At 43.6% G+C, this 26,868-nt stretch carries 18 protein-coding genes and 1 riboswitch; of the genes, 10 read left to right on the forward strand and 8 right to left on the reverse strand.

Annotated elements, in window-relative coordinates:
* The first annotated feature begins 196 nt into the window (after positions 1–196).
* Positions 197–394: riboswitch (cobalamin riboswitch) on the forward strand.
* A gap of 178 nt (positions 395–572) precedes the next feature.
* The 5 genes from metE to ACFPFU_RS12500 all read left to right on the forward strand — a co-directional run bounded on the left by metE (position 573) and on the right by ACFPFU_RS12500 (position 7,231).
* Complete coding sequence (gene metE, locus ACFPFU_RS12480) at positions 573–2,876, forward strand: 5-methyltetrahydropteroyltriglutamate--homocysteine S-methyltransferase (protein ID WP_377064959.1); 2,304 nt, start codon at positions 573–575, stop codon at positions 2,874–2,876.
* Positions 2,877–3,139: 263 nt separating this feature from the next.
* Positions 3,140–4,561, forward strand: coding sequence for an MBL fold metallo-hydrolase (locus tag ACFPFU_RS12485; protein WP_377064961.1), 1,422 nt, complete (start codon positions 3,140–3,142; stop codon positions 4,559–4,561).
* 95 nt (positions 4,562–4,656) lie between these two features.
* Positions 4,657–6,075 carry a hypothetical protein gene (locus ACFPFU_RS12490; RefSeq protein WP_377064963.1) on the forward strand — a complete coding sequence of 473 codons (1,419 nt, stop codon included), beginning with the start codon at positions 4,657–4,659 and terminating at the stop codon, positions 6,073–6,075.
* Between the two features lie 35 nt (positions 6,076–6,110).
* Positions 6,111–6,689: a YeeE/YedE family protein gene (locus ACFPFU_RS12495; protein ID WP_377064965.1), complete on the forward strand. Its 579-nt coding sequence runs from the start codon at positions 6,111–6,113 to the stop codon at positions 6,687–6,689.
* A gap of 47 nt (positions 6,690–6,736) precedes the next feature.
* Entirely contained in the window at positions 6,737–7,231 is a 495-nt protein-coding gene (locus tag ACFPFU_RS12500) for a DUF6691 family protein (RefSeq protein WP_377065207.1), read from the forward strand.
* Between the two features lie 65 nt (positions 7,232–7,296).
* Here the strand turns inward: ACFPFU_RS12500 and smc are convergent, their stop codons facing one another.
* Together smc and ACFPFU_RS12510 are read right to left on the reverse strand one after the other, a co-directional pair.
* Positions 7,297–10,851, reverse strand: coding sequence for a chromosome segregation protein SMC (gene smc / locus ACFPFU_RS12505; RefSeq protein WP_377064968.1), 3,555 nt, complete (start codon positions 10,849–10,851; stop codon positions 7,297–7,299).
* A gap of 163 nt (positions 10,852–11,014) precedes the next feature.
* A complete protein-coding gene (locus tag ACFPFU_RS12510) occupies positions 11,015–11,431 on the reverse strand; it encodes a response regulator (RefSeq protein ID WP_377064971.1) in 417 nt (138 codons plus the stop codon).
* Between the two features lie 674 nt (positions 11,432–12,105).
* Here ACFPFU_RS12510 and ACFPFU_RS12515 point away from each other — a divergent pair.
* Complete coding sequence (locus ACFPFU_RS12515) at positions 12,106–12,561, forward strand: bactofilin family protein (protein WP_377064973.1); 456 nt, start codon at positions 12,106–12,108, stop codon at positions 12,559–12,561.
* A 264-nt stretch (positions 12,562–12,825) separates the two neighbouring features.
* Here ACFPFU_RS12515 and ACFPFU_RS12520 read toward each other — a convergent pair whose 3' ends face one another.
* Positions 12,826–13,368: a hypothetical protein gene (locus ACFPFU_RS12520; RefSeq protein WP_377064975.1), complete on the reverse strand. Its 543-nt coding sequence runs from the start codon at positions 13,366–13,368 to the stop codon at positions 12,826–12,828.
* Between the two features lie 364 nt (positions 13,369–13,732).
* Between ACFPFU_RS12520 and ACFPFU_RS12525 the strand changes: the two genes are divergently transcribed.
* Positions 13,733–14,233: a hypothetical protein gene (locus tag ACFPFU_RS12525; RefSeq protein ID WP_377064977.1), complete on the forward strand. Its 501-nt coding sequence runs from the start codon at positions 13,733–13,735 to the stop codon at positions 14,231–14,233.
* Positions 14,234–14,279: 46 nt separating this feature from the next.
* A complete protein-coding gene (locus ACFPFU_RS12530; protein ID WP_377064979.1) occupies positions 14,280–15,503 on the forward strand; it encodes an alginate lyase family protein in 1,224 nt (407 codons plus the stop codon).
* 19 nt (positions 15,504–15,522) lie between these two features.
* On the opposite strand, the gene ACFPFU_RS12535 is transcribed toward ACFPFU_RS12530, so the two are convergent.
* Positions 15,523–16,767 carry an ROK family transcriptional regulator gene (locus tag ACFPFU_RS12535; protein WP_377064981.1) on the reverse strand — a complete coding sequence of 415 codons (1,245 nt, stop codon included), beginning with the start codon at positions 16,765–16,767 and terminating at the stop codon, positions 15,523–15,525.
* 412 nt (positions 16,768–17,179) lie between these two features.
* On the opposite strand from ACFPFU_RS12535, the gene ACFPFU_RS12540 reads away from it, so the two are divergent.
* Entirely contained in the window at positions 17,180–19,243 is a 2,064-nt protein-coding gene (locus ACFPFU_RS12540; protein ID WP_377064983.1) for a hypothetical protein, read from the forward strand.
* 197 nt (positions 19,244–19,440) lie between these two features.
* Positions 19,441–20,532, forward strand: coding sequence for a PAS domain-containing sensor histidine kinase (locus ACFPFU_RS12545; RefSeq protein ID WP_377064985.1), 1,092 nt, complete (start codon positions 19,441–19,443; stop codon positions 20,530–20,532).
* Between the two features lie 540 nt (positions 20,533–21,072).
* Here the strand turns inward: ACFPFU_RS12545 and ACFPFU_RS12550 are convergent.
* The 4 genes from ACFPFU_RS12550 to mtaB form a co-directional block, all read right to left on the reverse strand.
* Positions 21,073–21,780, reverse strand: a complete 708-nt coding sequence (locus ACFPFU_RS12550; RefSeq protein ID WP_377064987.1) for a 3-keto-disaccharide hydrolase — start codon at positions 21,778–21,780, stop codon at positions 21,073–21,075.
* A gap of 36 nt (positions 21,781–21,816) precedes the next feature.
* Positions 21,817–23,241, reverse strand: coding sequence for a neutral/alkaline non-lysosomal ceramidase N-terminal domain-containing protein (locus ACFPFU_RS12555; protein ID WP_377064989.1), 1,425 nt, complete (start codon positions 23,239–23,241; stop codon positions 21,817–21,819).
* A 40-nt stretch (positions 23,242–23,281) separates the two neighbouring features.
* Positions 23,282–25,327 carry a BNR-4 repeat-containing protein gene (locus ACFPFU_RS12560; protein ID WP_377064991.1) on the reverse strand — a complete coding sequence of 682 codons (2,046 nt, stop codon included), beginning with the start codon at positions 25,325–25,327 and terminating at the stop codon, positions 23,282–23,284.
* 137 nt (positions 25,328–25,464) lie between these two features.
* Positions 25,465–26,784 carry a tRNA (N(6)-L-threonylcarbamoyladenosine(37)-C(2))-methylthiotransferase MtaB gene (gene mtaB / locus ACFPFU_RS12565; protein ID WP_377065209.1) on the reverse strand — a complete coding sequence of 440 codons (1,320 nt, stop codon included), beginning with the start codon at positions 26,782–26,784 and terminating at the stop codon, positions 25,465–25,467.
* Positions 26,785–26,868: the final 84 nt, after the last annotated feature.

Below are 26,868 nucleotides of genomic sequence, written 5' to 3' on the forward strand. Positions count from 1 at the left end.
TTCACCACCAAAACCCCGTTTTGATTGGGGGATTTTTTTGGAAATGAGTCGTGCCAGCAGGACAGAACGGTCCATGTTGTCGGCACATGCGTTTTTATGGGGCAGAGGTCAAATTGGGGGAGATAAAAGTTTAATGCGCTGCAAGGAGGCGCGGGAAATATATTGTATATTCGCCCCGATAAGTTCTTTCTTATATTCTTCATCAACCGGGCAAGGTTACACTTAGCGGTGTATTAAAAGGGAATCGTGTGCAAATCACGAACTGTCGCGCAACTGTAAGTAACATTCCAAAGGTTTTCATCCATGCATGTCCACTGTTCCTACTGTGAGGGGAATGGGAAGGACGGTGAAAACTGTTACAAGTCAGGAGACCTGCCTGTTCCGAATTGACAATGCTTTCGCGGTCTGAAGCTTAGGTCAGGTATGGTGTATTTACGTATTCCCGGGGATTCCTCAGGATGCAGTATGTCTTTTCCATACATTTCTTTCTTATGTTTCGGTCCAAAAAGCATTGAGAAGTTTGGCAAAAAGGACTTTTAAATATTATTCAATCATTTAAAAGTTAAAAGAAAATGCTGACGCACAATCTCGGCTACCCGCGCATTGGTAGCAACAGAGAACTCAAAAAAGCCTGTGAGTCCTACTGGGCAGGCAGTTTGACAGCCAAAGCGCTGCTCAATTCGGGGGAAAACATTCGCCAACAAAATTGGCTGATCCAAAAAAATGCCGGAATCGATCTGATTCCGGTAAATGATTTTTCCTTTTATGATCAGGTGCTGGACATGTCCCTCACCGTGGGGGCTATTCCGGACCGATATCACGACATCATTCTAAACAAACCCCATTCGGAGCTGGACCTGTATTTTGCCATGGCGAGAGGCCATCAGAAAAACGGGCTGGATGTCACCGCAATGGAAATGACCAAGTGGTTTGATACCAACTACCATTATATCGTTCCCGAATTCCGAAAGGACCAGGCTTTCAAGCTTTTTTCGTCAAAGGTCATTGCTGAAGTAAAAGAAGCGAGACAATTAGGTATAAAAACAAAGCCTGTGCTAATAGGGCCGGTTTCTTATTTGCTTTTAGGAAAAGAGAAGGAACCGGGTTTTAACCGCATAGATTTGATCGAGAACCTGTTGCCGGTATATCTGGATATTCTCGGACAATTGGAAGAAAACGGCGTCGAATGGGTGCAGCTGGATGAGCCTTATTTGGTACTGGATCTCAATGAAAGGGAAAAAGCCGCTTTTCAATATGTGTACAACACCATAAAGAAATCCTTTCCATCTCTGAAGACCATGTTGGCCACCTATTTTGAGGGGATGGGGGATAACCTTCCATTGGTAACTTCATTGCCGATATGCGCTTTGCACATTGATCTGGTACGATGCCCTGATCAGTTGGAGAGTGTACTTCAGAGCTTGCCGGAAAAGACCAGCATTTCTTTAGGTCTGGTGGATGGCAGGAATGTATGGAAAAATGATTTCCAACGATCGATGGAGGTGATCCGGAAGGCCGTGAATAAGCTGGGTGAGGGAAGGGTAATGATCGCCCCTTCCTGCTCATTACTTCACTCACCCTGTGACCTGGATTTGGAGACTGATGAAAAAATATTGGCACCCGAAATAAAAAGCTGGCTGGCATTCGCCAAGCAGAAACTGGATGAAGTGGTCACACTCAAACAACTGATCTGTTCCGGAACAGATGCAGCTGCTCTGAAAAAGCTGGCTCTTAACCAATCCGCTGTCGAAAGCAGGAAGGTGTCTCCCCTGATTCACAGTGATCAGGTAAAACAGCGGGCAGCCAGCCTTGCTGCGAAAGATGCCCACCGCATGAGTTCCTTTGCTGTCCGGAAAGAAAAGCAGCATCGGTTTCTGGAATTGCCTTCGTTCCCGACCACCACGATAGGTTCATTTCCGCAAACAAAAGAGGTCCGTTCCTGGCGGGCTCAATTTAAAAAGGGACAGCTTACTGAGGCGGAATATACCTCGTTGTTGAAACAGGAAACTGAAAGGGTAATCCGCTGGCAGGAACAGGTTGGTCTGGATGTATTGGTACACGGAGAGTTTGAGCGGAATGACATGGTGGAGTATTTTGGAGAACAGCTTGAGGGTTTTGCTTTTTCCAGTAACGGATGGGTGCAGAGCTATGGAAGCCGCTGTGTAAAGCCTCCCATCATATATGGCGATGTCAGCAGACCGAAACCCATGACGGTGGTCTGGTCTCAATATGCACAGTCTCTTACTGCCAAAATTGTAAAGGGAATGCTGACAGGGCCGGTGACGCTTTTGCAGTGGAGTTTTGTACGGAATGACCAACCCCGTTCGAAGACCTGTATGCAGATTGCTTTAGCCATCAGAGATGAGGTGATGGACCTGGAAAAAGCCGGGATAAAGATCATTCAAATTGATGAGCCAGCGATCAGGGAAGGCTTGCCTTTGCGGAAGGCTGATTGGAAAGCATATTTGGATTGGGCGGTAAAGGCATTCCGGATTGCGGCCGGTGGTGTTAGGGACGAAACCCAGATCCATACCCATATGTGTTATTCCGAATTCAACGATATTATAGAAGAAATTGCGGCAATGGATGCCGATGTGATCACCATCGAATGCTCAAGATCCCAGATGGAACTGCTGGATGCATTTGCCGCATTCCAATACCCCAATGAAATCGGGCCGGGGGTGTATGATATCCATTCACCGAGAGTGCCCACACAAGCGGAGATGGTGGGTCTTTTGAATAAGGCTAAAGAAGTGATCCCGGAAAAGCAGCTGTGGGTTAACCCGGACTGCGGTCTAAAAACCAGGGGTTGGGAAGAGACCCGGAAAGCTTTGGCAGAAATGGTGGAGGCTGCCAAAACACTACGGGAAAAATAAGAAGTAAATCCTTCATCCAACCAAATCCTCCAGGTCATTGAGACCTGGAGGTCAATCTTCTTAACGTTTGGTCACATTGAGGCGCGGAGATGATCATCCATTTTTTTTCTGCCCGTCCAGATCCATTGTGCGCGTGATTTTGCTCCGTCATCATCGTTATGTGACAAAAGTCCTTTAGGTAGTTGTTGTTCCGCTTTACTTTTGTGTTGAATTCAGATTGACCATAAGCCCTGAAAAAGTCAGGCGCAAAAGTAAATATAAAGATGAAAATAGAACAAATATATACCGGATGTCTGGCACAAGGTGCTTACTACATCGAATCTGCGGGAGAAGCTGCTATCATTGATCCTTTGAGAGAAGTGCAGCCTTATATAGAGAAAGCAGCAAGAAATGGAGCAGTCATCAAATACATTTTTGAGACCCATTTCCATGCGGATTTTGTCTCCGGACATAAAGATCTGGCCGCTAAAACAGGTGCTACCATTGTATACGGACCAACGACCATGAAACTGGGTTTCGATGCGGTCATAGCCGAAGATGGACAGGAGTTTAGGGTAGGACAGGTGAAAATAAAAGTGATCCATACTCCTGGACATACTATGGAAAGTTCAGTCTTTTTGCTGACCAATGAAGAAGGTAAGGAGGAGGCGTTATTTACAGGAGATACCTTGTTTATTGGAGATGTGGGAAGACCCGATCTGGCGCAAAAGGTAATAGAAGGCCTGACACAGGAGAAACTGGCAAGCCACTTATACGATTCCTTGAGAAATAAAATCATGCCATTGTCAGATGATCTGATCGTATATCCCGCGCACGGGGCAGGAAGTGCCTGTGGAAAAAACATGAGCAAGGAGACCTCAGATACGCTGGGAAATCAGAAAAAAACCAATTACGCTTTGCAGGATATGAGCAGAGAGGCGTTTATCAAAGAGGTAATCACCGGATTAACGCCCCCGCCCGCTTATTTCCCTCAAAATGTAATGATGAACATACAAGGGTATGATAGCATCGACGCGGTGTTGGACAGAGGGTGCCGGGCACTTAGCCCTGCGGCGTTTGAGTCTGTGGCCAATGAAACCGGAGCCGTGATTTTGGACACCAGGGCCCCCGAGATTTTTGCCAAAGGGTTTATTCCCAACTCCATCAATATCGGAATTGACGGAAGCTTCGCAGTATGGGTAGGGACGCTCTTGCCCGATGTGAAGCAGGAAATCCTTGTGGTAGCGGATAAAGGCAGGGAAGAAGAGGTAGTGACCAGATTGGCCAGGGTAGGTTATGACCACGCCTTGGGTTATCTGGAAGGCGGCTTGGATTCATGGAGATCAGAGGGTAAAGAAGTGGACGAAATCAAAACAGTGACCGCTGAAGAGCTGGATGCCATTAAAGCCAAACAAGGTGATGTCAGTCTGTTGGATATAAGAAAGTTAAGTGAATACAAGAACGAACACGTGGTGGGAGCCGAGAACATTCCATTGGATTATATCAATGAAAACATGGCTCAAATTGATAAAAACAAAACCTATTACGTGCATTGTGCAGGAGGATACAGGTCGATGATCTTTAACTCCATCATGAAAGCAAGGGGATATAATAATCTGATTGATGTAAAAGGTGGATTGAGCGCGATCAAAGCATCTGCTAAATTTGATTTGTCGGATTATGTCTGCCCGACCACTTTGCTTTAACAATTGGTTTTAACCATCTGAATTATATAAACGGCAAGGAGATTTCCTTGCCGTTTATGTTGAATGGAATGGCTAAGTGATAGAAGTCACTGAAGATGAAAAAGGAAAGATGTTGTTTGCGGATTGCCAGGGAAACAGGTTTACTGTGGTTGGTGTTATTTTTTCCTGTCATGCTTCAGGCACAGGAAAAACATTATACCGCCGACAGCGTGACGGGACATGGAAAATTGGCTTCATTAATCAAATCAGGGGAATTTGAATTTCATATGCGGAGCTTTTACATGCAGACCATCAACAAAGGGGATCTGATGGATTATGCTTCATGGGCGCAAGGAGCGGGTTTGGGCTATTACAGCCCGTCTTTTAAAGGTTTCCATGTTGGCTTCAGCGGTTTCTTTGTATTCCAAGTGTTTGAAAACAACCTGAGGGTTACTGACCCAAGGACCGGCAGTATCAACCGGTACGAAATATTGCTGTATGATATGAATGACTATAAAAACCGTAAGAGTTTAGACCGGCTGGAACATTTGTACCTGTCTTATCTTCGAAAAAATTTCCATGCGGTTTTCGGAAGGCAAAAAGTGAATACGCCGTTACTGAATGAGCAGGATAATAGGATGAGGCCCAATGTCTTTAGCGGCTTGACACTCCATTTTCACCCGGGAAAATGGTCATATACCACTGCATGGTACAGTCACCTGACCATGAGAGGAACGGTGGATTGGTACACCATCGGCAATTCATTTGGAGTTTATCCTTTTGGAAGGAACACTTTCGGAACAACATCAGATTACAAAGGAAATATAAAAAGTAAAGGGATAGGTGTGCTGGGAATTTCCTGGGTCGGGGACCGGTCTGAAAAGGCCCAAGTTTGGAACTATACCGCTGAAAATGTATTCAACCTGTCTTTTGGCCAGTTGGAAAAAAAAATGGATTTTGGTAAGACAGGTCTGGAATTGGGAGCGCAGGGGTTTTATCAAATGGCGTTAAATGAGGGAGGAAACCCGGATTCCGGTAAGACTTACATCATGCCAGGGGAAAAAAGCCATGGTTATGGGTTTAAAGTAGGTTTTAGCAATAAAAGCCATGGGTTTTCACTCAATATGCTCCGGATAGGAAGTAACGGCAGGTTTCTGTTTCCCAGAGAATGGGGCAGGGAAAATTTCTTTGCGAGCCTACCCAGAGAAAGGTTTGAAGGAAACGGCGACGTCTCGGCATGGACCATCAAATACAGTTGGAGCTCCGCCATGGATAGGTTAAAGGGTAATGTAGGAATGAGCTCGGTCAGAGGCCCTGATTTGAATAGTTTTTATCTTAACAAATACGGTATCCCTTCTTACTACCATTTTTCGGGCTCGCTGGATTATGCCTTCAGTGGATACCTCGAAGGAATGGATTTAAAATTGCTGGTGGTCAATAAAACCGCGCGGCATCCTGGAGAGGTTCCGGACCGGTTTAGGATAAACCGGGTTGATCTTTGGAATTTGAACTTAATTATGGATTTTAGATTTTAATATATTAGAAACAAATTAAATAATGCGGAAATAAAATGGAACAATTAATTGAATGGATCAGACAACCGTGGGCATGGTATGTAGCAGGACCTTTGGCTGGTCTTACGGTGCCGGCACTCTTGCTGCTGGGCAACAAATCGTTTGGAATATCATCTTCCTTTCGTCACCTGTGTGCGGCATGCTTTCCCAAAAACATTCCGTTTTTTCAATATGACTGGAAAAAGGAAATTTGGAATTTGCTGTTTGTGCTGGGAATCCTCATAGGCGGTGTGATTGCATCGGTGTTTCTTTCAAACCCTGATACCATCGTCATCGCGGAAAGCACCCAGGAAGACCTGGCTAAACTGGGTATCCACGATTTTGGGAGCCTGCTTCCTGCCGATATCTTTACCTGGGATAATCTTTTCACATTGAAAGGCCTGGTTTTCTTTGTGATCGGCGGTTTTATGATAGGTTTTGGTACCAGGTATGCCGGAGGATGTACTTCCGGTCATGCGATCATGGGCATCAGCAACCTTCAATGGCCCTCTTTGGTAGCGACCCTATTCTTTATGCTGGGTGGTTTCGTCATGACCCACTTGTTGCTGCCGTTTATCATGGCATGGGTGGGATAGGCAACGTGAATGTAAAAAGGATGAATAAAATTGAACAAGTTGAGAAAATGGAAGTAAGGGAAAAAATAGAGACACAAGAAAGTTCCACAGCCTGTGACGCCCCCAATATGGGAAAAATCGATGAAAAGGGGGGACGGCTCTTAAAATATCTGGTTCTGGGCATCCTATTTGGGATCGTGTTTGTAAAAGCGGAGATCATATCCTGGTTCAGGATACAGGAAATGTTCCGTTTGCAATCGTTTTTTATGTATGGAGTGATAGGTTCGGCAATATTGGTGGGTGCCGTGTCCATCCAGTTGATCAAAAGGTTTAAAATCAAAACCTTAGATGGTGAATCGGTAAAAATCGCAGATAAGAAATTTAAGAAGGGGCAGATTATAGGAGGTTTTATCTTTGGTCTGGGTTGGGCGCTAACAGGTGCTTGTCCTGGTCCTCTCTTTGCTCAAGTAGGATCCGGCTTCACCGTGGTGGCGGTGACACTCCTCAGTGCTGTTGCTGGAACATGGGTATATGGCAGGTTTGCCGATAGACTCCCCGATTAAGTAGCCTGGCTTTGACAGCATAACAACAAGCGGAAATGCCGGTGATCAATCGCCGGCATTTCCGTTTAAGTTTGCTCAGAATCTTCTACAAGTTCCCTTAAATCCACAGGAACCACTCTGGAAACACCCGCTTCTATCATGGTAATGCCGTAGATGATATCAGTACTGACCATGGTCCTTTTATTGTGGGTAACAATGATAAATTGGGACTCATTGGAGAATGTTTGGATGATTTGATTGAACTTATCGATATTGGCGTCATCCAGAGGCGCGTCCACTTCATCAAAAATACAAAAAGGGGCGGGTTTCAACAGGTAAATGGAGAACAGGAGAGAGGTGGCGGTAAGGGTTTTTTCCCCGCCGGAAAGCTGATTGATGGATAAAGGACGCTTTCCTTTTGGCTTTGCGATGATTTCTATGCTGCTTTCCAAGGGATTGTCAGGTTCTGTCAGTTTAAGGTCACAATCATCCTCGGCGGTAAACAAAGACCTGAATACCTTTACAAAGTTGGTTTTGATTTTTTCAAAGGCATCCAGGAAAGTATCTTTGGCCACCTGGTCTATTTCCTTGATGGTCTCGATGAGGGAGTCTTTTGCTTTGATCAGGTCATCCTTTTGTTCGGTAATGAAACTGTGCCTTTCTTTGATTTCGTCATAGGCCTCCATAGCCATGGGATTGATCGGTCCTATTTTTTCCAACCTGTCTTTGGCTTTTTGCACCTCTTCCCTGATGGTAGCCTCATCCTTTTGCTCATATTCAGGACCTGTCTCGCGAGATTCCTCCATGATTTTATCGAGATCCAATTCAAACTCCACACTGATTCTTTCTTTAATGCCGCTCAGTTTAAGGTTGATTTCATTCCCGGATTGGCGGAGTTCCATGATGAGGGTATCTATGTTCTCCTTTGATTTTTGGGTTTCCCTGATTTCTTTTTCCAGCTCATCTATTTTTCCCCTGGAGCCATAATATTCTTTTTCGGCTTCAGCTACAGCTTTTTCTATACCTTCTTTTTCGGTATATAATTCTATCAGCTCGTCGTCTTTTATTTCATTGTTGTCAATAAGGGTCTTGATTTCCTGATCTATGAGGCCAAGCTCATGCTGTCCTTTTTCAATCCTCGTCTTGCTGTTCTCAAAAGTACTTTGCTTGAAACCTATCTCCTGATCGATATTGTTCAACTTGTTCAGTTGTTGATGGTACAGGATGTTCTCCTGATTGTACTGGTTGGAGCGGACAGACAGTTCTTCAGAGGACTGTTCAAGATGATCGTTTATTTCCTCAAGTGCCTCCTCTATTTCAGCAAAAGCCGTTTTTTCGAGATCAAGTTGGGGCGTGTTTTCTTCGAGTTCTTCGGATATCCGGTTGATTTTATCCAGAATATCCTCCTTTTTATCGGCATTGGAAGAAAGAAGCTCTGACAGCTGTTCTTTTTTTGTCTTTATGGAGACATATTCCTGGTTGATGGTGATGATTTCCTGCTGGAGTTCATCTATTGCCTGTTTGTAATTTACGGCTTTCAGCTTCATCAGTTCGCCTGTTTTTTTGTCCAGATTATTTCTGACGAGGCTGATTTTTTTGTTCAATTCCTTGATTTCTTTTTCAAGCTTTTCCAGGTTTTTGGCCCTGCCTATCCGTTTGCCTTCAAAAAGACCTACAGATCCTCCTGAGATACTGAATTTTCTGTCGATGAACTTGCCGTTTTCAGTAATGAAAATGGCTTCCTGTACCGTTGGAATTTCTTTTATGTCGCCGTTGAAGATATAAACATCGTCAAGCATATAGGCGATCAAACGGGCATATTTGGAATCGTATTCAATGATTTCCGTGGCGGCGACGGCGTTGGCATAAATTTTATTTTGTGAAGGTTGGAATTTTTCGAACCGGTTAAGTACAAAAAAATGTGCTTTGCCTTTGCCTGCGTCACTTAACAGATTAACAGCTTTGATGGCTTCTTCCTCCGTATCCACCACATAATAATTCATGAAGTTTTCCAGGTAGTTTTCAATGGTCACCCGGTATTTTTCTTCCGTGGTGAGGATATCCGAAAGCAACGGAATGTCCTTGCCCCATTTGTTTTTCTTCAAAAACTTTATGGCTTCAGGGAACCCTTCCAGGTTTTCCACCAGGGATTTGGTGAGCTGGAATTCATTGTTTTTCGCATCGAGTTTTCTACTGACCTGGGTCATCTCCTCCCGAATGAGCTCCAGGGTTCGGCTGGCGTCATCTATTTTTGCGTTGTGAAGGTTTTCTTCGGATTTTATTCTGTTTAAAGCATCGTTTTTTTCATCCAGTTCGTTTTTGATCACCAGTATTTTATCCTCAAAGGCAGCAAGGTTCTCAACTTGGCTGCTGTCGTCAGTGGCTGTTTTTTCCAACTCCTGTTTGAGGGCATTCAGTTGAATCTGCTGGATTTCTATGGATTTGGATAGCTGGTACAGCCGGTCTTTTTTTTGGGAATAATTGCTTTGAAGAACCCGGTGTTGTTCTTGGGAAACGGTGTAGGCGGATTTTTTTTCTTCATAGATTTCCTTTAGGTTTTGCACCATTTGTTCACTTTCGAGAAGAAGTTTTTCAGCCGCCGCCTTCTCCTGCTCCAAGGATCGGACGCTGAATCCGGCTCTTTCATGGCTTTTTTTATCCTGGTCAATCTGAGCCCGGAGGTCCTGGGCACGCCCTTCCAAAAAGCGAAGCCTTTCGTTTTTTATTTTTTTGTCACTTTCAAATTGCCTGATCTTATGCACATGGTCATTGAGTGCTTTTTGTCTGGAAGCAAGGAGTTTTTCTCTTTGGACCAAATTGGATTTCAGATGCTCCAGTTGTGCTTCCAGGGAGGCGATATCGGCGTTCAGTTTAAGCTTTTTGTCGTTTTCCTCTTCCAGCCTGCGATTGAGCTGTATCAGGGAGTCTCGGTAATGCCCGGTACTTGTTTTGGCCAAGGCAATACTGGCATTCTTATATTCCTTTTTTATCTCAAAATACCTTGCGGTCTGTCTGGCTTGTTTTTCGAGTGACTTCAGGTTTTTTTCTATTTCATACAGCAGGTCCTCCACCCGGGCAAGGTCCGCATCGGTGTCTTCAAGTTTTCTTAGGGTTTCTTTTTTTCTGGTTTTGAATTTGGAGATACCTGCGGCTTCTTCAAAGAGGTCCCTCCGCGAATTGTTTTTATCATTCAGCAGCTCATCGATCATTTTCAGTTCAATAATGGCATAGCTGTTGGAATTGATGCCGGTATCCATGAAAAGATTGGTGATATCTTTCAGCCGGCAGGTAATGCCGTTGAGGAGGTACTCGCTTTCGCCGGACCTGTAATACCTTCTGGTGATGGTGACCTGGGTGTATTCTGTGGGGAGGAGGTTTTTGGTGTTTTCGAAAGTGAGGGAAACTTCCGCCATATTCAGCGGCTTCCTGTTTTTAGTCCCGTTGAAGATGACATTTTCCATTTTATCGGACCTGAGCATTCTGGTTTTTTGCTCTCCCAAAACCCAACGGATGGCATCGACTACGTTGGACTTCCCACAACCGTTGGGGCCTACAATGCCCGTTATGCCTTTATCGAAATGGATGACTACTTTGTCACCAAAGCTTTTAAAACCTTTTACCTCTAATTTGGAAAGCTGCATGGATATGTTTTTTGCTTAAAACAAAATTACTCAGTTCGGGTAAATTAGCAAGGAGGTAAGCGCCGGAACAAAAATGGGCGTTAATGAAGCCAGTATGGTGAATACTGGCTTGTTGAGTTAAAATGAAGGTCAAAGTTTTACATTCCAACGGTATAAGGCTTGATTAACCTGATTTTGGGATGATGATATTGCTGTCGAACAAATCAAAAATCTCCACAAAAACATGGGGATAAACCGGTTTTTCAAGGTATCCGATTACTTGAGGGAAATTACTGGATTTGTCTTTGTCGGCCGGGTCAGTAGAAGAGGTGACCATTACCACCTGCACCTTATTTTTGTAGCTCTTGTCCTGAAGGGCCTCCAAAAAGGACCAGCCGTCCATTACCGGCATGTTAATATCCAAGAAAACCAGGATCGCGTCACAGTCAGTGGTACGGTCTTCTAAAACCTGAAATGCGGATTTGCCATTTTCAGCAGTGTTGATGGGTCCGTTTATAGGTGAAGATTTGACGATGTTTTTGATGTAGTGAAGTGTAAGAATGTCATCATCGACTATTAAAGTTTCAAGTTTGGTTTTCATAATTTCATTCACTCATTAATATATTGAAGGTCAGTGTGTTCCATGTTTTGAACAGATATAATTTTGCCTAATTTATAACTTACTCAAGGATTTAAAAAATTTAAGCAATAAAATAAATCCTTTTGTAAAGGAAGTTCGATAATAAAATTAAAATATAAATAATCAAACAAAAAATAATATATAACATAATTTAGCAATCCAATGTTTTCGCCTGTTGAAGTTTCGAAGGTGTTTTTCTCCATTTCATCATTTACCCACGCCATTTCATGAACCAATCCCATTTCTTTAACAAAAGCATACCTGAAGCGGATTTGTTGTTTTAAATACAGATAAAGTTTAAATATATATTGTAAAAAGCATGTTGTTTTTTCATTTTTTATTTAATGCAACATATGATTCAAATAATTCAATTTTGGTGTAGTCCCGAGATAGAATAAAATTTTGTGGAAATAAAATATCCTTTATTTCATTTAAAGTACGGGAAGGATCAAAAAAAAATATACGGAAAATTTGAATTGGAAATGCCAAAAATGCTTTGTGAAAATTTATTTTGAATATAAGGAAATTAAACGTTTTATTTCGGATAAATACATGCCTTAAGTGCTGTTTTCATGATCATAAATTTTCAGAATTAATCGTATTTATCCTTACTAAGTTTATAATTACAAGCGGATATGTGGAACAAAGAAAAAAAATCAAATCAGGAACTGGGAGGCCCTAGTTCTACCTCTTTTTTTGCACCGGGGTTCAGGATGATCGGTGACATCGATTCAAACAATGACCTGAGGGTGGAAGGAATTATTCAGGGAAATATCACCACCTCCAAAAAGATCATAGTTGGAAGCACCGGCCAGATTATCGGTAATGTGAAAGCCAGTCATTTGTGTATCATGGGGGAAATTGTCGGGGATATACTGGTCACCGATACCACAAGGATCTGTGAGACGGGAATTGTCAACGGAACAATAACCTCAGGGCAGCTTCAGGTTGATCCGGGAGCGGAATTGGAGGCAACGGTAAAAAAACTAAAGTCCACATCCAAAAATGATGCAGTAAAGCTTTATGAGGGGAAAAACGAGGAGAAGAAAGAAAGCGGTTCTGAACAAAAATTAAGGGTGGTTCAAGCCTGAACCACCCCTTCCTTGAATTGATATTGCTCTTTTCTCACCTGTCTTAACGGATCAAACAACACCTTAGTTTGCCGAAATACAGTTATGGGGAATCACCCTGTTTTGCCTTTGCTGAAGATCCGGAATCGGAAATGATTGCGGGTTTTTGCGGAGATACTCGGAAAGCCCGGATATTCCGCCCTTTCTGACCGCCGTTCTCTATTTTTTGGTTTGACCCTGTCTAACCACCCGGTTACCCCACCCAGATTATTGCTTCAGCATTGTCTAATTTTCCACCTTTTCCGGTGCGTGGGGACTGAACTGTTGGTCGGAGAGGACAAGTCTTCCTGCAATGTCCAATACTTTTGTCAGTCTTCTGTTGTTTTTATTTTTGCCGTTCAGCATAATTTTGGTCATCCCATTATTTTCGACGAAATAAACGGGGTCGACAATCTCTTCTCCATCCGTAGGAAAGTAGTTCTTAAGATTTTCATCAAACTGTCCTGGTTGGAAAAATATAGGAAAAACCAGGTCTTCTTTTAAATAGGAATTTACCCAGTTGAGGGAAGTGAGGTGATCCTTAAAGGTTCTTCTGCTGAATCCTATGAGCAAACAGTTCAATTTTTTCAACGCTTCCAGACTCTCCATCAACTGCATTTTTTCCTCTTCTGTGCCAGGAATAAGATCAATTGGATTTGTGTAGACAATTGCCCTTTGATTTTTTACTAAGCTTTTCAGCCGCACGTTTCCGTGATAAGTCTTTACCATAAGGTCAGGAAAGGCTATGTTAAGCCTGATGATTGTGGTGTTGTGGTCGTTGGATATCATGTTTATATCGGAATTTTTGATATTGTGAAGTTTATTTATGCCCTATTTAAGTAAATATACTTAAAAATTATCTAAATGTTAATAAGAATATTATAAATTTTGTCGAATTATGACCAAAATCATATAATATACAATCTACATTTATCCTTAATAATCCCTTATTGATATGCAAAAATATGGATAATATTTTCAATTAAAAACATTTTTCATTTATTTTTTGTTATTTAAATATTAAATATAAATATATAGTTGCATTCTTATTTAATATGGATTAGATGTTGATGTTGACGAAAAGGATCATTATAGAAGAAAATCCAATTATTATTGTTAATTTTAACCTTTAACAGGTGAAAAAGCTGAAAAAATGGACTCAGGAACAGTATTTTATATCATTGCTATCATCATTTATTTTATTTACACCGCTTTTATCCAAAAAAAAGAGGGTAAAAAACCGGAGCAGGATGTTTCACAGGAACCAAAAGGACCCCAAAGGAAGGGTGGTTTTGAGGAATTATTGAGGGAAATAAGGAGGGAACAGGCGGAAAGGGAACGGGATATCGTATTTACCGGGGAAAGAGCGGAAAAAGAGCCGGAGGCGAAAAAAAACGCCCCTGCAAAGTTCCCGAAGCATGAAGAACCGGTGTTTCCGAAGCCGGTTCGTCGCGAATATCAGGAAATAAAGCAGCCATTGGTGAAACTTGATGATCAAATTGATATCAATGATGACAGGAAAATTCTCGGTGAAGTGGAGGACGTGGCTGAGGAAGCGTCCGGCGTCAGTAAATATGCATCCATTTTGAAAAACAGAAAATCCGCCAGGGAGGCGATTATTTTGTCAGAAATTATTAACAGGAAGCACTTTTGAAATTTTGATCATCATTGGGTATGTGGGAAATCAATAAACCGGACGTATGAAGAACTGTAGCATAATGAGTGGTTATGGATTATATCTAGCTGTTTCTGCTTTGATTTTATGGTGTGCTCCTGCCCATGCCCAATACGGCGATTTGATCCTTAAAGATCCGCAAGTGGTGCAAAAAGTGGTGGCCAAATACCAGTCAGGAAATATCAACAGCGCTGCAACAATAAAGAACCTGGTCGGGAATGCGGACGCCCGCCTTCAGGAAGGCCCTTTTTCCGTCACCTTAAAAACACAATTGCCGCCAAGTGGAGATATCCACGATTATATGAGCATGGGGCCCTACTGGTGGCCTGACCCTGAGAAAGAAGATGGATTGCCTTATATCCGGAAGGATGGTGAAATCAACCCTGAGTACTTTGACTACAAAGATAAGGAACAGTTGGGGAAATTGATGAACGCCCTTACCGACCTCAGTCATGGTTTTGTGCTGACAGGTGAAGAGAAATATGCTGCCCACGCGATAGGGTTACTCCAGGCCTGGTTTTTGGATCCTGAGACCAAGATGAACCCTAATCTGAATTTTGCACAGTGCATTCCGGGAGTGACTGAAGGCAGGGGGATTGGGATCATTGATACAAGAAGATTTGCTGATTTACCTGATATTATTCATTTTTTAGAAAGATCGGCTCATTGGTCACCGGAAATAGGCGATAACATGAAAGGGTGGATAGGTGAGTACCTGGATTGGCTTGTCAACAGCCAACATGGGAAAGATGAGGCCATCCACGGCAATAACCATACAACATGGTATTTTGCCCAAACGGTACCGCTGGCTTTGTATTTAGGAAGGGATGCGCAGGCAGACAGCCTTGCACAGGCAGGTTTGCCGCTGATCCTGGATGTCATGATAGAGGGAGATGGTTCACAACCCAAGGAACTCGCCAGAACCAAATCCTGGGACTACAGCAGCATGAACCTGTTTGGTATGTATCAATTTGCCCTGGCTTGTGAGCATCTTGGCATGGATCTTTGGAATTATACCAATGGTAATGGAGGAGGGTTGAAAGCGGCGCTGGATTACCTTGTTTCCTACGCTGACGGGGAAAACAAATGGGGATTTGAACAGATCACCCCAATGGATCCTGCTAAAATCATACCTTGTCTGCACATAGCGGCGGTCAAATTCGGGGAGCAGGATTATGAAGCTATTGCAGAAAAACTGTCCGGGTCGGAAAAGGATTTTAGCTTTATGGACTGGGCGGTGAACAAATGAAGGGGGCTTTTATGTTTTTTCAATATATGTTTTTAAGAAACTTTTCACGGGCAAGCAAGCATGCTCCCATTATTCCCGCTTTTATTCCTAGGGAGGAAAGTTTTATTTTGGTGTCCTGACTGATCAGATTAAGTGAATATTTATTAATGGCCATTTTCACCGGCAGATATAGATAATCTCCGGTGTCGGCCAAGCTTCCTCCCAGGATGATAAGGTCGGGATTATAGAGGTGTATCAGAGAGGTGAGTGCCTTACCTAGTTTTAATCCCAATTCGTCGATCAACTCTATGGCAAGTGTATCATCGTTGACCGCTGCCTGAATGATGTTTTCAAGTTCGATTTTTTCCGGGTCGCTGAATTTTCCCTGAACCCGGCTGGCTGACCCTTCTCGGAGCTTTTCCTGAAACGTCCTTATCAGCGCTCTTCCTGAAACTTCTGTTTCCAGACAGCCTTTTTTGCCACAGTGGCATATGATTTCGTTTTCGAAAAAGGGAATATGGCCAAATTCTCCTGAAAATCCGGATTTGCCATAATAAAGCTCCCCATTTATCATGATTCCCATGCCGATACCATAGTCAATGTTGATAAACAAAACATCTTTTTCATCCTGTACCCCTCCGCAGGTAAATTCCCCAAAGGCCATGGCGCGGGAGTCATTTTCAAGAAAAGTCGATATTCCTGTTCGTGCCTTTATGACCTTGCTCAGGGGCTCTTCGTTAAAGTAAAAATAACTGTAACTGTAACCCGTTCTGAAATTGATTCTGCCGGTCAGGTTTACGCCCATCCCCAGGTATTTTTTTCGGTCGATTCCCTGTTTGTCCAAATAATTATTGATGAGTTGGCATAACTGATCCAGGGATTTTTCAGTATTGCTTAGTTGATAAGGAAGCCCGGGTGTGAATTTAATGAGTTTGTTGTTCAGGTCAGTTATACCAATATTGATATAACTTTTTTTTACTTCCACGCCTACAAAGAACACGCTGTCATTTGTCAGACCGAAGTTGTTTGGCCGCCTTCCCACACCAGCTTCAATTTTGCCATAATCCTGCACCAATCCGTCACTCATGAGTTCGCCAATCATTTTACTGATTTTCGGGGAGCTGATATTTAGTTCTTTGCTAAGTTCATTGATGGTAGTGTTGCCGCTATGGGCAAAATGGGTCAGGATTTTTTTCTTTAAAAGTAGGTTTTTATAAGCTACCCCGGTAAGATTGTCATCTCTAAGGTCTTCGATGAATTTATTTATTTGGGATTTTGGTATCATGAAAAAGAATATAAATGATATAAGGTGTAAAAATAGGAAAATATATGCTTTTCCTGTAAAAAAATTGATTTCCTGATATGAGGATATCAGGCAGTAGTCAAAATGGGAACAAATAATTCATTGGACTTGAAATAGGCTGCCCCATGTCTGAAATCAGAAGCCCGAAAAGGGGTATCAGGAATTTAGAATACTAAAAACAACCATTATATCAATAGATTTTACTGGTTTTCATTTGCGTTTTTATCATAAAACACTGCTGACTAATTCCGTCTGTTCAAAAACTTGTATATTGCATTCTTCTTATGTCTTAAACTAATTGGTATAGTAAATGTGCTTCGGTCATATACACCTCAGAATTTTAGTATTGACTTTTAGTGTGCTTCTTTTTTATTCCTGCGATAAATCCGGTCAGATGATTCATGTAGTGGGTAACGGAAGCAATGAGGTGGTGGTCTGGCTGGAACAGGAAGGGTTTTCCATACAAACATATCCGGATCCGTTACAAGCAATCATGGAAATTCCGGACGGGTCGGTACTCATGGTTCTTGCTGAGGGTTACCCGATGAAAAAAACAAACCTGGAAGGCACTTTTTTTACCCTGGCTGAGCAGAAAGGTATCCGGTACTATATAGAATATCCTTCTGAAGTTCCGGGAATGGTGCTGCCAAATGAGTCTTTGCGAACCAGACTTGAAAGGGGGGTAGTGGTCCAGGATGTATTTGGCGCCGGCCTTAGACCGATGAGTATACTTGGTATTAATGATTGCCATGTGATTCAGGTCAACCATGATGACCCTTTATTGGTGTTGGCTAAGGTGGCCGGGTTGGATAAGGCTGAATATGGGATAGATGATGTGGAGACCTATCCGCTACTCATTAAGCATCAGAGTGGCTTGGTGGCATTTACCAAACTTTCCAATTTTGCCGCCGGAAGGTACGGACCGGAAGACCACTGGCAAACGGTTTGGGGATATATAATCCGTGAACTGATTCCCGGAGCGCGGCTGGATTTTCAGTCTTGGCCAACTTATTTACAACCTGCTTTTGATCAGGACGAAACCATAACCACAGCAGACAAGGAAAACAGTGTGGAGAAAGGGGTGGAATGGTTTGCCAAGGGCCGCTTCTATGTTCATCCTGATTGGAAGGAAATGTGGCTTGAATATCAAGGCGATGGCGCCAATCCGGTAGGACCACCGGTAGCCAGGGACCTTCCCAACGGAGACGGGACCCTTGGGTTATTGGAAGGCCATTCCTCTAATATTTACCATGATGGCACCCAGCAGTACCGCTACTGGATCCGCGCAGATGTGCAGGGAGAAGGGGCTTATGCCCTTGCGGCCGCCGGCAATCTTTTAAATAAGGAGGATTGTTTTTCGATAGCCGGCAATCTGGTGGATTATATTTTTCGGGAAAACCTCCGTAATGGCCCCCGAAGCCATCCGGATTCTGCTTCTTACGGGCTGATCGGCTGGTCCCATACTCATCCTGGAGTATATTATGGTGATGATAACGCACGCGCCATTTTGGGTATTTTGGGCGCATCGGCGCATATGGGTACCGACAGATGGGATAAGGAAACATTGGAAGCCATACTTGCCAATTTTAGGACCACAGGTACCTTGGGATTCAGGGATCGGCGGCTGGAACAGAGAGACTTGCAAAGGCAGGGATGGAGATATTACCGGAACAGGGAAGTGGTGAATCCGGCCCCCCATTTTGAATCATGGATGTGGGCGCTTTACCTTTGGTTATATGACAAAACAGGTTATGAGCCCTTACTGGAAAAAGCCAAATCGGCCATCCGCATTACCATGGAGATGTATCCCGATGAATGGCTGTGGACCAATGGCATCCAGCAGGAGAGGGCAAGGATGATATTGCCTTTGGCATGGTTGGTAAGGATAGAGGACACAGCCGAACACAGGGAATGGCTGGACCGCATTGTCAGCAAGCTTCTGGAAAACCAGGTGGAAAGCGGTGCGATCAGGGAAGAGCTGGGGGGAGTCGACAAGGGCCGTTATGGGCGAACCAAGTCCAATCAGGAATACGGACTGCATGAAGCTCCCCTGATTTTTGAAAACGGGGATCCGATAGCCGATATGCTTTATACGAGCAATTTTGCCTTTTTCAGCCTTAACGAAGCCGCACATGCGACAGGTGAGGAAAGATATCAGGAGGCTCTTGAAAAGCTTTCGGACTTTCTAACAAGGATACAGGTGAAGAGCGATAAATTCGAAGATCTGGATGGTGCCTGGTTCAGGGCTTTTGATTTTGACCGGTGGGAATTTTGGGCTTCCAATGCAGATGTAGGCTGGGGAGCTTGGGGTACCCTTACCGGCTGGACTCAAAGCTGGATCGTGGGGACCCAGGTATTGGTCTTGCAAAACCAAAGCTACTGGGAATTGACCAACCGGTCTGCCATCAACGCACATATGGATGAGACCCTGGACTTGATGATGGAGGAACTGCGTTAATAGTGAAAGGTTTAGGGAGAGGGTTTTCCTGATAAAGCGGAAGGACTTAATTTGTAATCCCGCTTTTCGGGGGCCGATTGATATTTTAGTTAATATTTTATACATTTAAGCCCGGCAATAGTATGCTTTAAGATAACTTGTCAATATATACCTGATATCCTGTAATTTTTTTATGGATCCGAAAATTAACAAGAAAGATGATTGGGAGTTTACACGAATTAAATAATGAGACTAGTTATGACTTGGGGTTGTTTTTTGAATTATCTCCGGACCTTTTGTGTATCGCGGGATATGATGGTTTTTTCAAAAAAGTAAATCCTGCCTTATCAAAACTGCTTGGGTACACTCCACAGGAGCTATATTCCAGACCGATCAATGATTTTGTATTTGAAGAAGATAGTGAAATTACTGCCAAAAACCGGCGGAATATCATCAACGGGACAGTACTTTTGAATTTTGAAAACAGGTATGTTACAAAGTCCGGGGATATTATATGGCTGTCCTGGACTTCCATCCCCGTAGAAAGATCCAAGCTTGTTTATGCCATCGCCAAAAATATTACCCATAAAAAAAGGTTGGATGATGATCGTAACCGTCTCATAACCACCCTTACCAAAATAAATAAGGAACTAAAGCAGCTAAATTACACCACTTCGCATGACTTAAGGGCTCCTGTTAACAATTTACTGGTTATTTTCGAACTTCTGGATCAAATAAAAATCCAGGATCAGGATACACTTGAGTTCATACACATGCTGAGATTATCTACAGGGAAATTAAAAGATACCTTGGACAAATACGTGGATGCACTTTCCCAAAAAGAATACTTGCAGGTAGAAGTGGAGGAATTGGATATGGAGGTCCATTTCGACAAGGTATTGGATTCTATAAAATTGTTGCTAGTGAGTTCCAAAGCTAAAGTGAATCGTGACTTTTCCGAGTTAAAACGGGTGAAATTTAACAAATCCTATTTGGAAAGTATTTTTCTAAACCTGCTGACAAACTCCATTAAATATGCTCAACCGGGCTGCCTTCCGGAAATAACGGTATCTTCAAGGAAACTTGATGGTGTGGAGCAATTGATTTTTACGGACAATGGCATGGGATTCGATTTGGAGAAGGTAAAGGACCGGATTTTCGGTTTCCAACAAAAATTCCACGGTCACACAGACAGCAAAGGGATTGGCCTCTATTTGGTTTATAACCACATCACCAGTTTGGGAGGTCAGATTTCCATTCAAAGTAAGGTGAATGAAGGAAGCCGTTTTGTGATTTCATTTAAAGTATAAAAAAGGGGGACCGCGGATGCCACGGATGCTGCGGGTTAGCACGGATTTATTTTTGGGAAATTGACCAGAACCTCATCCCCAAACCATCTGTGTGAATCTGGGTCATCTGTGGTTTAAAAAGGAGGCGGGACCGCGGATGCCGCGGATGCTGCGGGTTGGCACGGATTTATTTATAGAGAACTGATCGGAAGCTCTCGGGGAATTAATCTGTGTGAATCTGGGTCATCTGTGGTTTAAAAAGGAGGGGGGACCGCGGATGCGACGGATGCTGCGGGTTAGCACGGATTTATTTTTGGGAAATTGACCAGAACCTCATCCCCAAACCATCTGTGTGAATCTGGGTCATCTGTGGTTTAAAAAGGAGGCGGGACCGCGGATGCGACGGATGCTGCGGGTTAGCACGGATTTATTTTTGGGAAATTGACCAGAACCTCATCCCCAAACCATCTGTGTGAATCTGGGTAATCTGCGGTTTAAAAAAAGGGGAGGCCTGTATTCCCCCTGCCCCCGCCTTTTGGTGGATATGTTCATTTCAAAATCCTACAGTTTCCTCACCTTGATATTTCTGAAGTAGACTTTGTCATGGTGGTCCGTTAACAGGATATGGCCGTTTTCCAATTCACCATAACGGGTATCATCTTTAAACTTGGTTTCGGATTTCCTTTTGAGAAAATCCTTGCTGCCTCTTTTATAACTGACCACCTTGGTGTTGTTCAACCAATGCTCTACCTTGTTTCCCTTGGCTATGATCTTTCCCGTGTTCCATTCGCCATGAGGATTCAGTTTTTTACCCTTTGGGGCATACAGCAAGTAGGTAGACCCGGTTGAGCTCAGACCATTGGGATCAGTTTTGATTTCAGGGTGGTTGTAATCGTCAATGATTTGATATTCAGGGCCATTGACCATGATATTGCCGGTTTTTTCGTTTACAATGGTGTCCACGAAATATTTAATACCGCTGTTCGCCCCTTCTGTAAAGTTGAATTCAAACACCAGTTCAAAATCAGCATATTTCTCTTTGGTGATGATATCCCCTCCTTTTCCGTCCAGAAACAGGAGGCCATCTTCCACTTTCCATCCCTGTGCCGGGAAAGCGGGGTTTTGCTTAGCCCTCCACTTGTCCGTGTTCTGGCCATCAAAAAGGATTTCCCATTCGCCATTGTTCACATCAAACGGCGTATAGGCCATGATCAAGCAGGCTGTCAAAGTCAATAGAACGGGTAATTTAAAATAGTTGCTTTTTTTCATCACGATTGAATTTTCTGAGTTTAATTATAAATTCTTTTATTCATATACTTTGGATATGGAAAGTTCAGCAGCCATTTCATCAAAAGTCTCGAGAATCTGTTTTTCCAAACCGGGTTTCCATTTGGCAGGCAAGCCATATACCATTTGGGATGAGTATCCCTCATAGCCCCCTTCTTTCAGGATAATTTCTGAGGGGATGTAGCCCATCACATCGTTGCTATAAGCCATGACAAAGATGTCGTGACCATAGTCAGCCTTTAGGCGATTGGCATAAGCTACCGTCACCTCACCGCCCATATTGAAGAGCAATTGGGAGCCGATTTGCCAGATCTGTAAGGGATAGGGATAGGATGTGAGTGAAGTTCCTCCGGATTGTGTGAAGGCCAATATCCGTTTGGCCCAACGCTGCATATATCCGGATTCCTGCTGAGCCATTTCCGAAAGTTCCTCCTCAGAGGGAGCACTTTCCAAGGCCAGGTCTATTTCCCGGTAAACCAAGCGGAAAGTGGCAGGCAGAGGCGCCATTTCCTCCTCCAGGACCCTGTCTACCGCTGCCGCCAAGGTCCGGCCATACTGTTTGGCCAGGGGTACGGATCTTCTGGGGATGGGATTTTGATCTCCGGCTGCTCCCTGAAAAAACATGGCTGTCACCCCGGGATGGTATTTTTCCAATTCCAGCTGGGCATATCCCGGATAATCCCCAGACCAATAATAATGATCCAGCACCGTAGGATGACAGGCGTACCCAAACAGGATGGTTTCCAGCCCTCCTTCTTCGTTTTCTACCTTGATGACCGGAACAGCATGGTCAATAGGGCCTTCCAGGGCTGTCTTTTGATGGACTTCGCGTTCTGCATTGTTCCTTCTGTTCACCTGAAAACGGCTCACACCGTTAGCGGCGTATAAACGGACAGGTTTCATGTTTTGCATGGCCTGACCTACCAGTTCAATTATCTTCTGTTCCAGGAAATTGCTGTATTCGGACACCAGGTTGAGTTGTTCCGGATCAAGTGGGTAGATGTCATAGAGGGCTTCCTCCAAGACCGGTCCTGAATGGGTATGGGTGCTGTTGAGTATGACCTGCGCCTTGGTTACGCCGTGGTTTTGATACAGTTTTGTTCTGATGCGTTCGGACATTTTCTGAGGAAAGCCCAGAATGTCTGAGGTTACCAGAACGCCTTTATTGCCCCTTTGGTCTTCCATAACCAAAACCTTGGCCCAGAGATCGTGGTAAGTTCCTTGGGAAGGTTTGTCCCGATGCCCGTATCCGGCGAGCCACATGGGTTTTTCAGGTGTGATGATAGCTTTGGCCGTGCCTGCCTGCCACCTGTTGTTTTCGCCGCTTTGGCTGTAGGAAACCGTTGTCCCCATCAGTACCAGGAAGAAAAGAGCAGATGAGAAGGACAGCAACAAGCGGTTACCTACCCGGATCCATTTGTGAAAGATTGTGTTCCCCATCATGTCGGTAGTTTTTTGATTTTAATTTTTATAAATAACGCAGCTATTGGAGTGTCCAAGAGATGCCGTTTAGCAATAATTGCAGAAAATTAGGATGACTGAAGTCCGTGGGGTAGCCCAGGGATGTATAGAATATTTTACTTTTGCCGGCTTTTCTGGTCCATGCAATCGGTTCTTGGTGTTGGGCCGAGGTCCCATTCAACAGGACATTTGCGTTTTTATCGTGAAGAGGGGACACCAAATAAATATTGCCGTTACTGATCCAAGGTTCGTCAGGTATATTTTGAAGTAGCTTTTGGTTTTTTTCCTTCCTAACCTCTGTCTTCTCATTTTCAGGACCATAACCCTGATTTTCGTGACCCAGAATTTCCGGAACAAATTCCCACCAGTCTTCGTGGGTCTCCGGGATCGGCTCATTCATGATGGAAAAAGCATGATTGGCCGTTCTAATGCCCACAACAGGCTTCCCCGCCAGGAGGTGCCCTTTGATCATAGCCATTTGTTCTTTCCTCAAGGCTACCCTTCTTAAAAACAGAACCAGTAAATCGGCATCGTTTATTTTTTCCTCCAAACCCGGAAAATGATAGGCGGTTCTTTCTCCCTCCCCCAAAATCACCTGGGTTTGATGACCGGTTTCCTTTTCAAGCCTTCCCGCAAACGCAGGAATGGTCCATGGGGCCTCATAGTTATTGGGGTCCTCACTGATCAAAAAGAGAATGTTTTTCTCTTTTTTTGCCCGGGTGAAAATGCCTTCTGGCAGAACCTTGCCATATACCTTAAGCTGATAATCTTTATAAGAAGTATACCGGCCTTTTAACCAGATGACTATTTCTCTTTTGTTGTCAGCCAAAACGATGGGCCGGATGTTGTCTTCATCAGATTGATAGGTCACCGGAGTCCATTCCCATTGACTCCCGCCATCAAAGCTTTCTCCCCGAAATATTTCATACCTTCTCTTTCCGTCTACCATCAAAGGCTTACCGTTTTTCGGATCCACATCAGCGGACATATAGACCACGTCCTTTCGGTTGGGATGCAGGCTTATCAGGCCGGTGTATTCGTTTTCTCCAGGATATAACCGGCTTCCTGCATAGGCAATTTCTCTTTCATCCCAATTTTTCCCGTTCCATGAGGCGTAATGATAACGGTGGTCAAATCCTCCCAGTTTTGTATGGGTGGTTTCGCTTCTTGTGATGGGGTCCTTGGTGACAGAAAAGGTAATGTAGGGATTTCCCTCTTGATCCAACTGTATGTCGCTGGTCCAGGCCACGTCAGTCCGCGTGTTGAGGTCACCATCATATACCAAGGTAAAGTCGGAAGGTTTGTAAGGGCTTTTTTCGTTTTGGCTGAGCGGACCCACCAAGGTGCCATCCGAGCGGTAAAGTTGATCATTTTCTATATAGCCGTGGTAGATGTTATTGTTGAAGTGTCTTGGATGACCGTCTGTGGTGATGAAATGAATCCTTGCTTTTCCATCAGAAGCATACCTTAAATAAGACCTTCCTTCGAATTCAAAAAGTCTGCCTCCGGATTTCCAGGAATCCCCGTCATCTTGGGACACGAGGTAGTGGGGATTGTTTTCATTCCCTCTATAAAAATTATAGGTAATTCCTGTTGTTTCTAACCTGAAAATATTGGAATAGGTCACTCTTCCGTTTGTTTTGAACTGACGCTCTTCCTGCCAGCTGGTTATATCCAGAGGGGTTTGTGAGATCCGGAACCGAATCAGGCTGTCAATCCCATGTCCGGCATAAACCGTCAATATTTTACCGTCGGGCCTTATCATCAAGGCACCCACATTGTGATCATCCGGGGGCAGGATGTCATGACTTATAACTGAAGTGCCGGTACTATAATCTTCCAGATCCCATTCACCCAAGGTGTTTTTGCCATCAGCGGTGACACCTGAGAAATAGAGTTTGTCTTCGTGAAGGATTGCCCGTTTGTCCTGGAACCAACACCAACTCCCATCATCTGACAGCAATACAGGCCCATATGGGTCAATGGGTAAATCGGGATTTTGAAAAGCTGCAAGCTCCAGTGAGAATAAGCCGGCCGAAAAACACAATACAAAATATTTTGGGATCATGGATGTATTTATCTGAAATAAATATTATAACCTTTTTAAAATTAAAGGATAGATAAATATCATCCACTATAAAAGCTGAAAAAATAGCATCATAAATCCAAAATCAGCTTGCCGGGCCCATAATTTAGACAAACGGCTCAATGTACCTCATATCGAAACTCAGGTTCGGAGACGTCCATTGTCCCTTTTTCATTTATTTCCATCAGCGTCACTTCTTTGATTTCATTGATGAGAATAGGGTCGTATTTGGCAGACACCCGGATATAATTCTCCGTAAACCCGTGCATTTTCCCATCCTCTACATCGTCTTCAAACAACACTTTGAATGTTTTCCCCAGGTTTTCTTCATAAAATTCTCGGCGTTTTTTTTCGGAAAGTATCCGAAGCATTTTTGATCTTTGACTCCTGACTTTCATGGGAACCACCCCATCCATCTCTGCAGCACGGGTATTGGCCCTTTCTGAATAAGTGAAAACATGCAGGTAGGATACCGGAAGTTCATTCAAAAACCGGTAGGTTTCCAGAAAATTTTCCTCAGTTTCACCGGGAAAGCCTACGATAACATCCACACCTATACAGCAGTGAGGCATAAGGGCCTTGATTTTATTCACACGGTCCTCATAAAGTTCCCTTAAGTACCTTCTGCCCATTTTACGAAGGATGGTATTGCTGCCCGACTGCAACGGAATGTGGAAATGCGGCACGAACCTTTGGGACTGGGATACATAATCAATCACCTCATTATTCAATAAGTTGGGTTCTATAGAGGATATCCTGAACCTTTCTATCCCTTCAACCCGGTCAAGTTCTTTTACCAGATCAATGAATTTTTCCTGCCTTTTACCCTCCTGAATGCCAAAATCACCGATATTCACGCCAGTAAGGACCACTTCCTTAACGTCGGTGCCGGCGATTTCCCTTGCCGAGGCGAGGATATTGGCAATGGCGTCACTTCTGCTTTTTCCCCTGGCCAGGGGAATGGTACAAAAAGCGCATCCGTAATTGCAGCCGTCCTGTACCTTCAAAAAAGTTCTGGTCCGGTCATGCATACTGAAGGCATTGTTAAAAGCCGTTGCTTCTTTGATCTCGGAAGCCAGGATTTTCGTTTCCTGCGCTGCGGCGAACCCATCCAACAGTTCTATTAACCTGAATTTCTCTGCAGCGCCCAATACGGCATCCACCCCTTTTATCTCAGCTATTTCCTGTGGTTTTAACTGGGCATAGCATCCTATGATGGCAATAAACGAATCAGGTGATATTTTTTTAGCCTCTTTGACTATCTTTTTACATTTTTTGTCCGCGTTGTCCGTCACAGAACAGGTGTTGATGATGAAAATATCAGGCCTATCCTCAAACCCAACTTTGAGATAACCTTTATTTTCAAACATACGGCTAATGGTTGAAGTCTCTGCGTAATTCAGTTTACAACCTAGTGTATAGAAAGCTACTTTTTTCAAAGCGGAAACATTTTTCATTCAGCCCACAAAGTTAAGGATTATCTCCGGGTTTTCAATTTTACAAAAAAACGAGTCCAAAGGCTA

It is taken from the genome of Negadavirga shengliensis, assembly GCF_042652345.1.
Classification (GTDB): domain Bacteria; phylum Bacteroidota; class Bacteroidia; order Cytophagales; family Cyclobacteriaceae; genus Negadavirga; species Negadavirga shengliensis.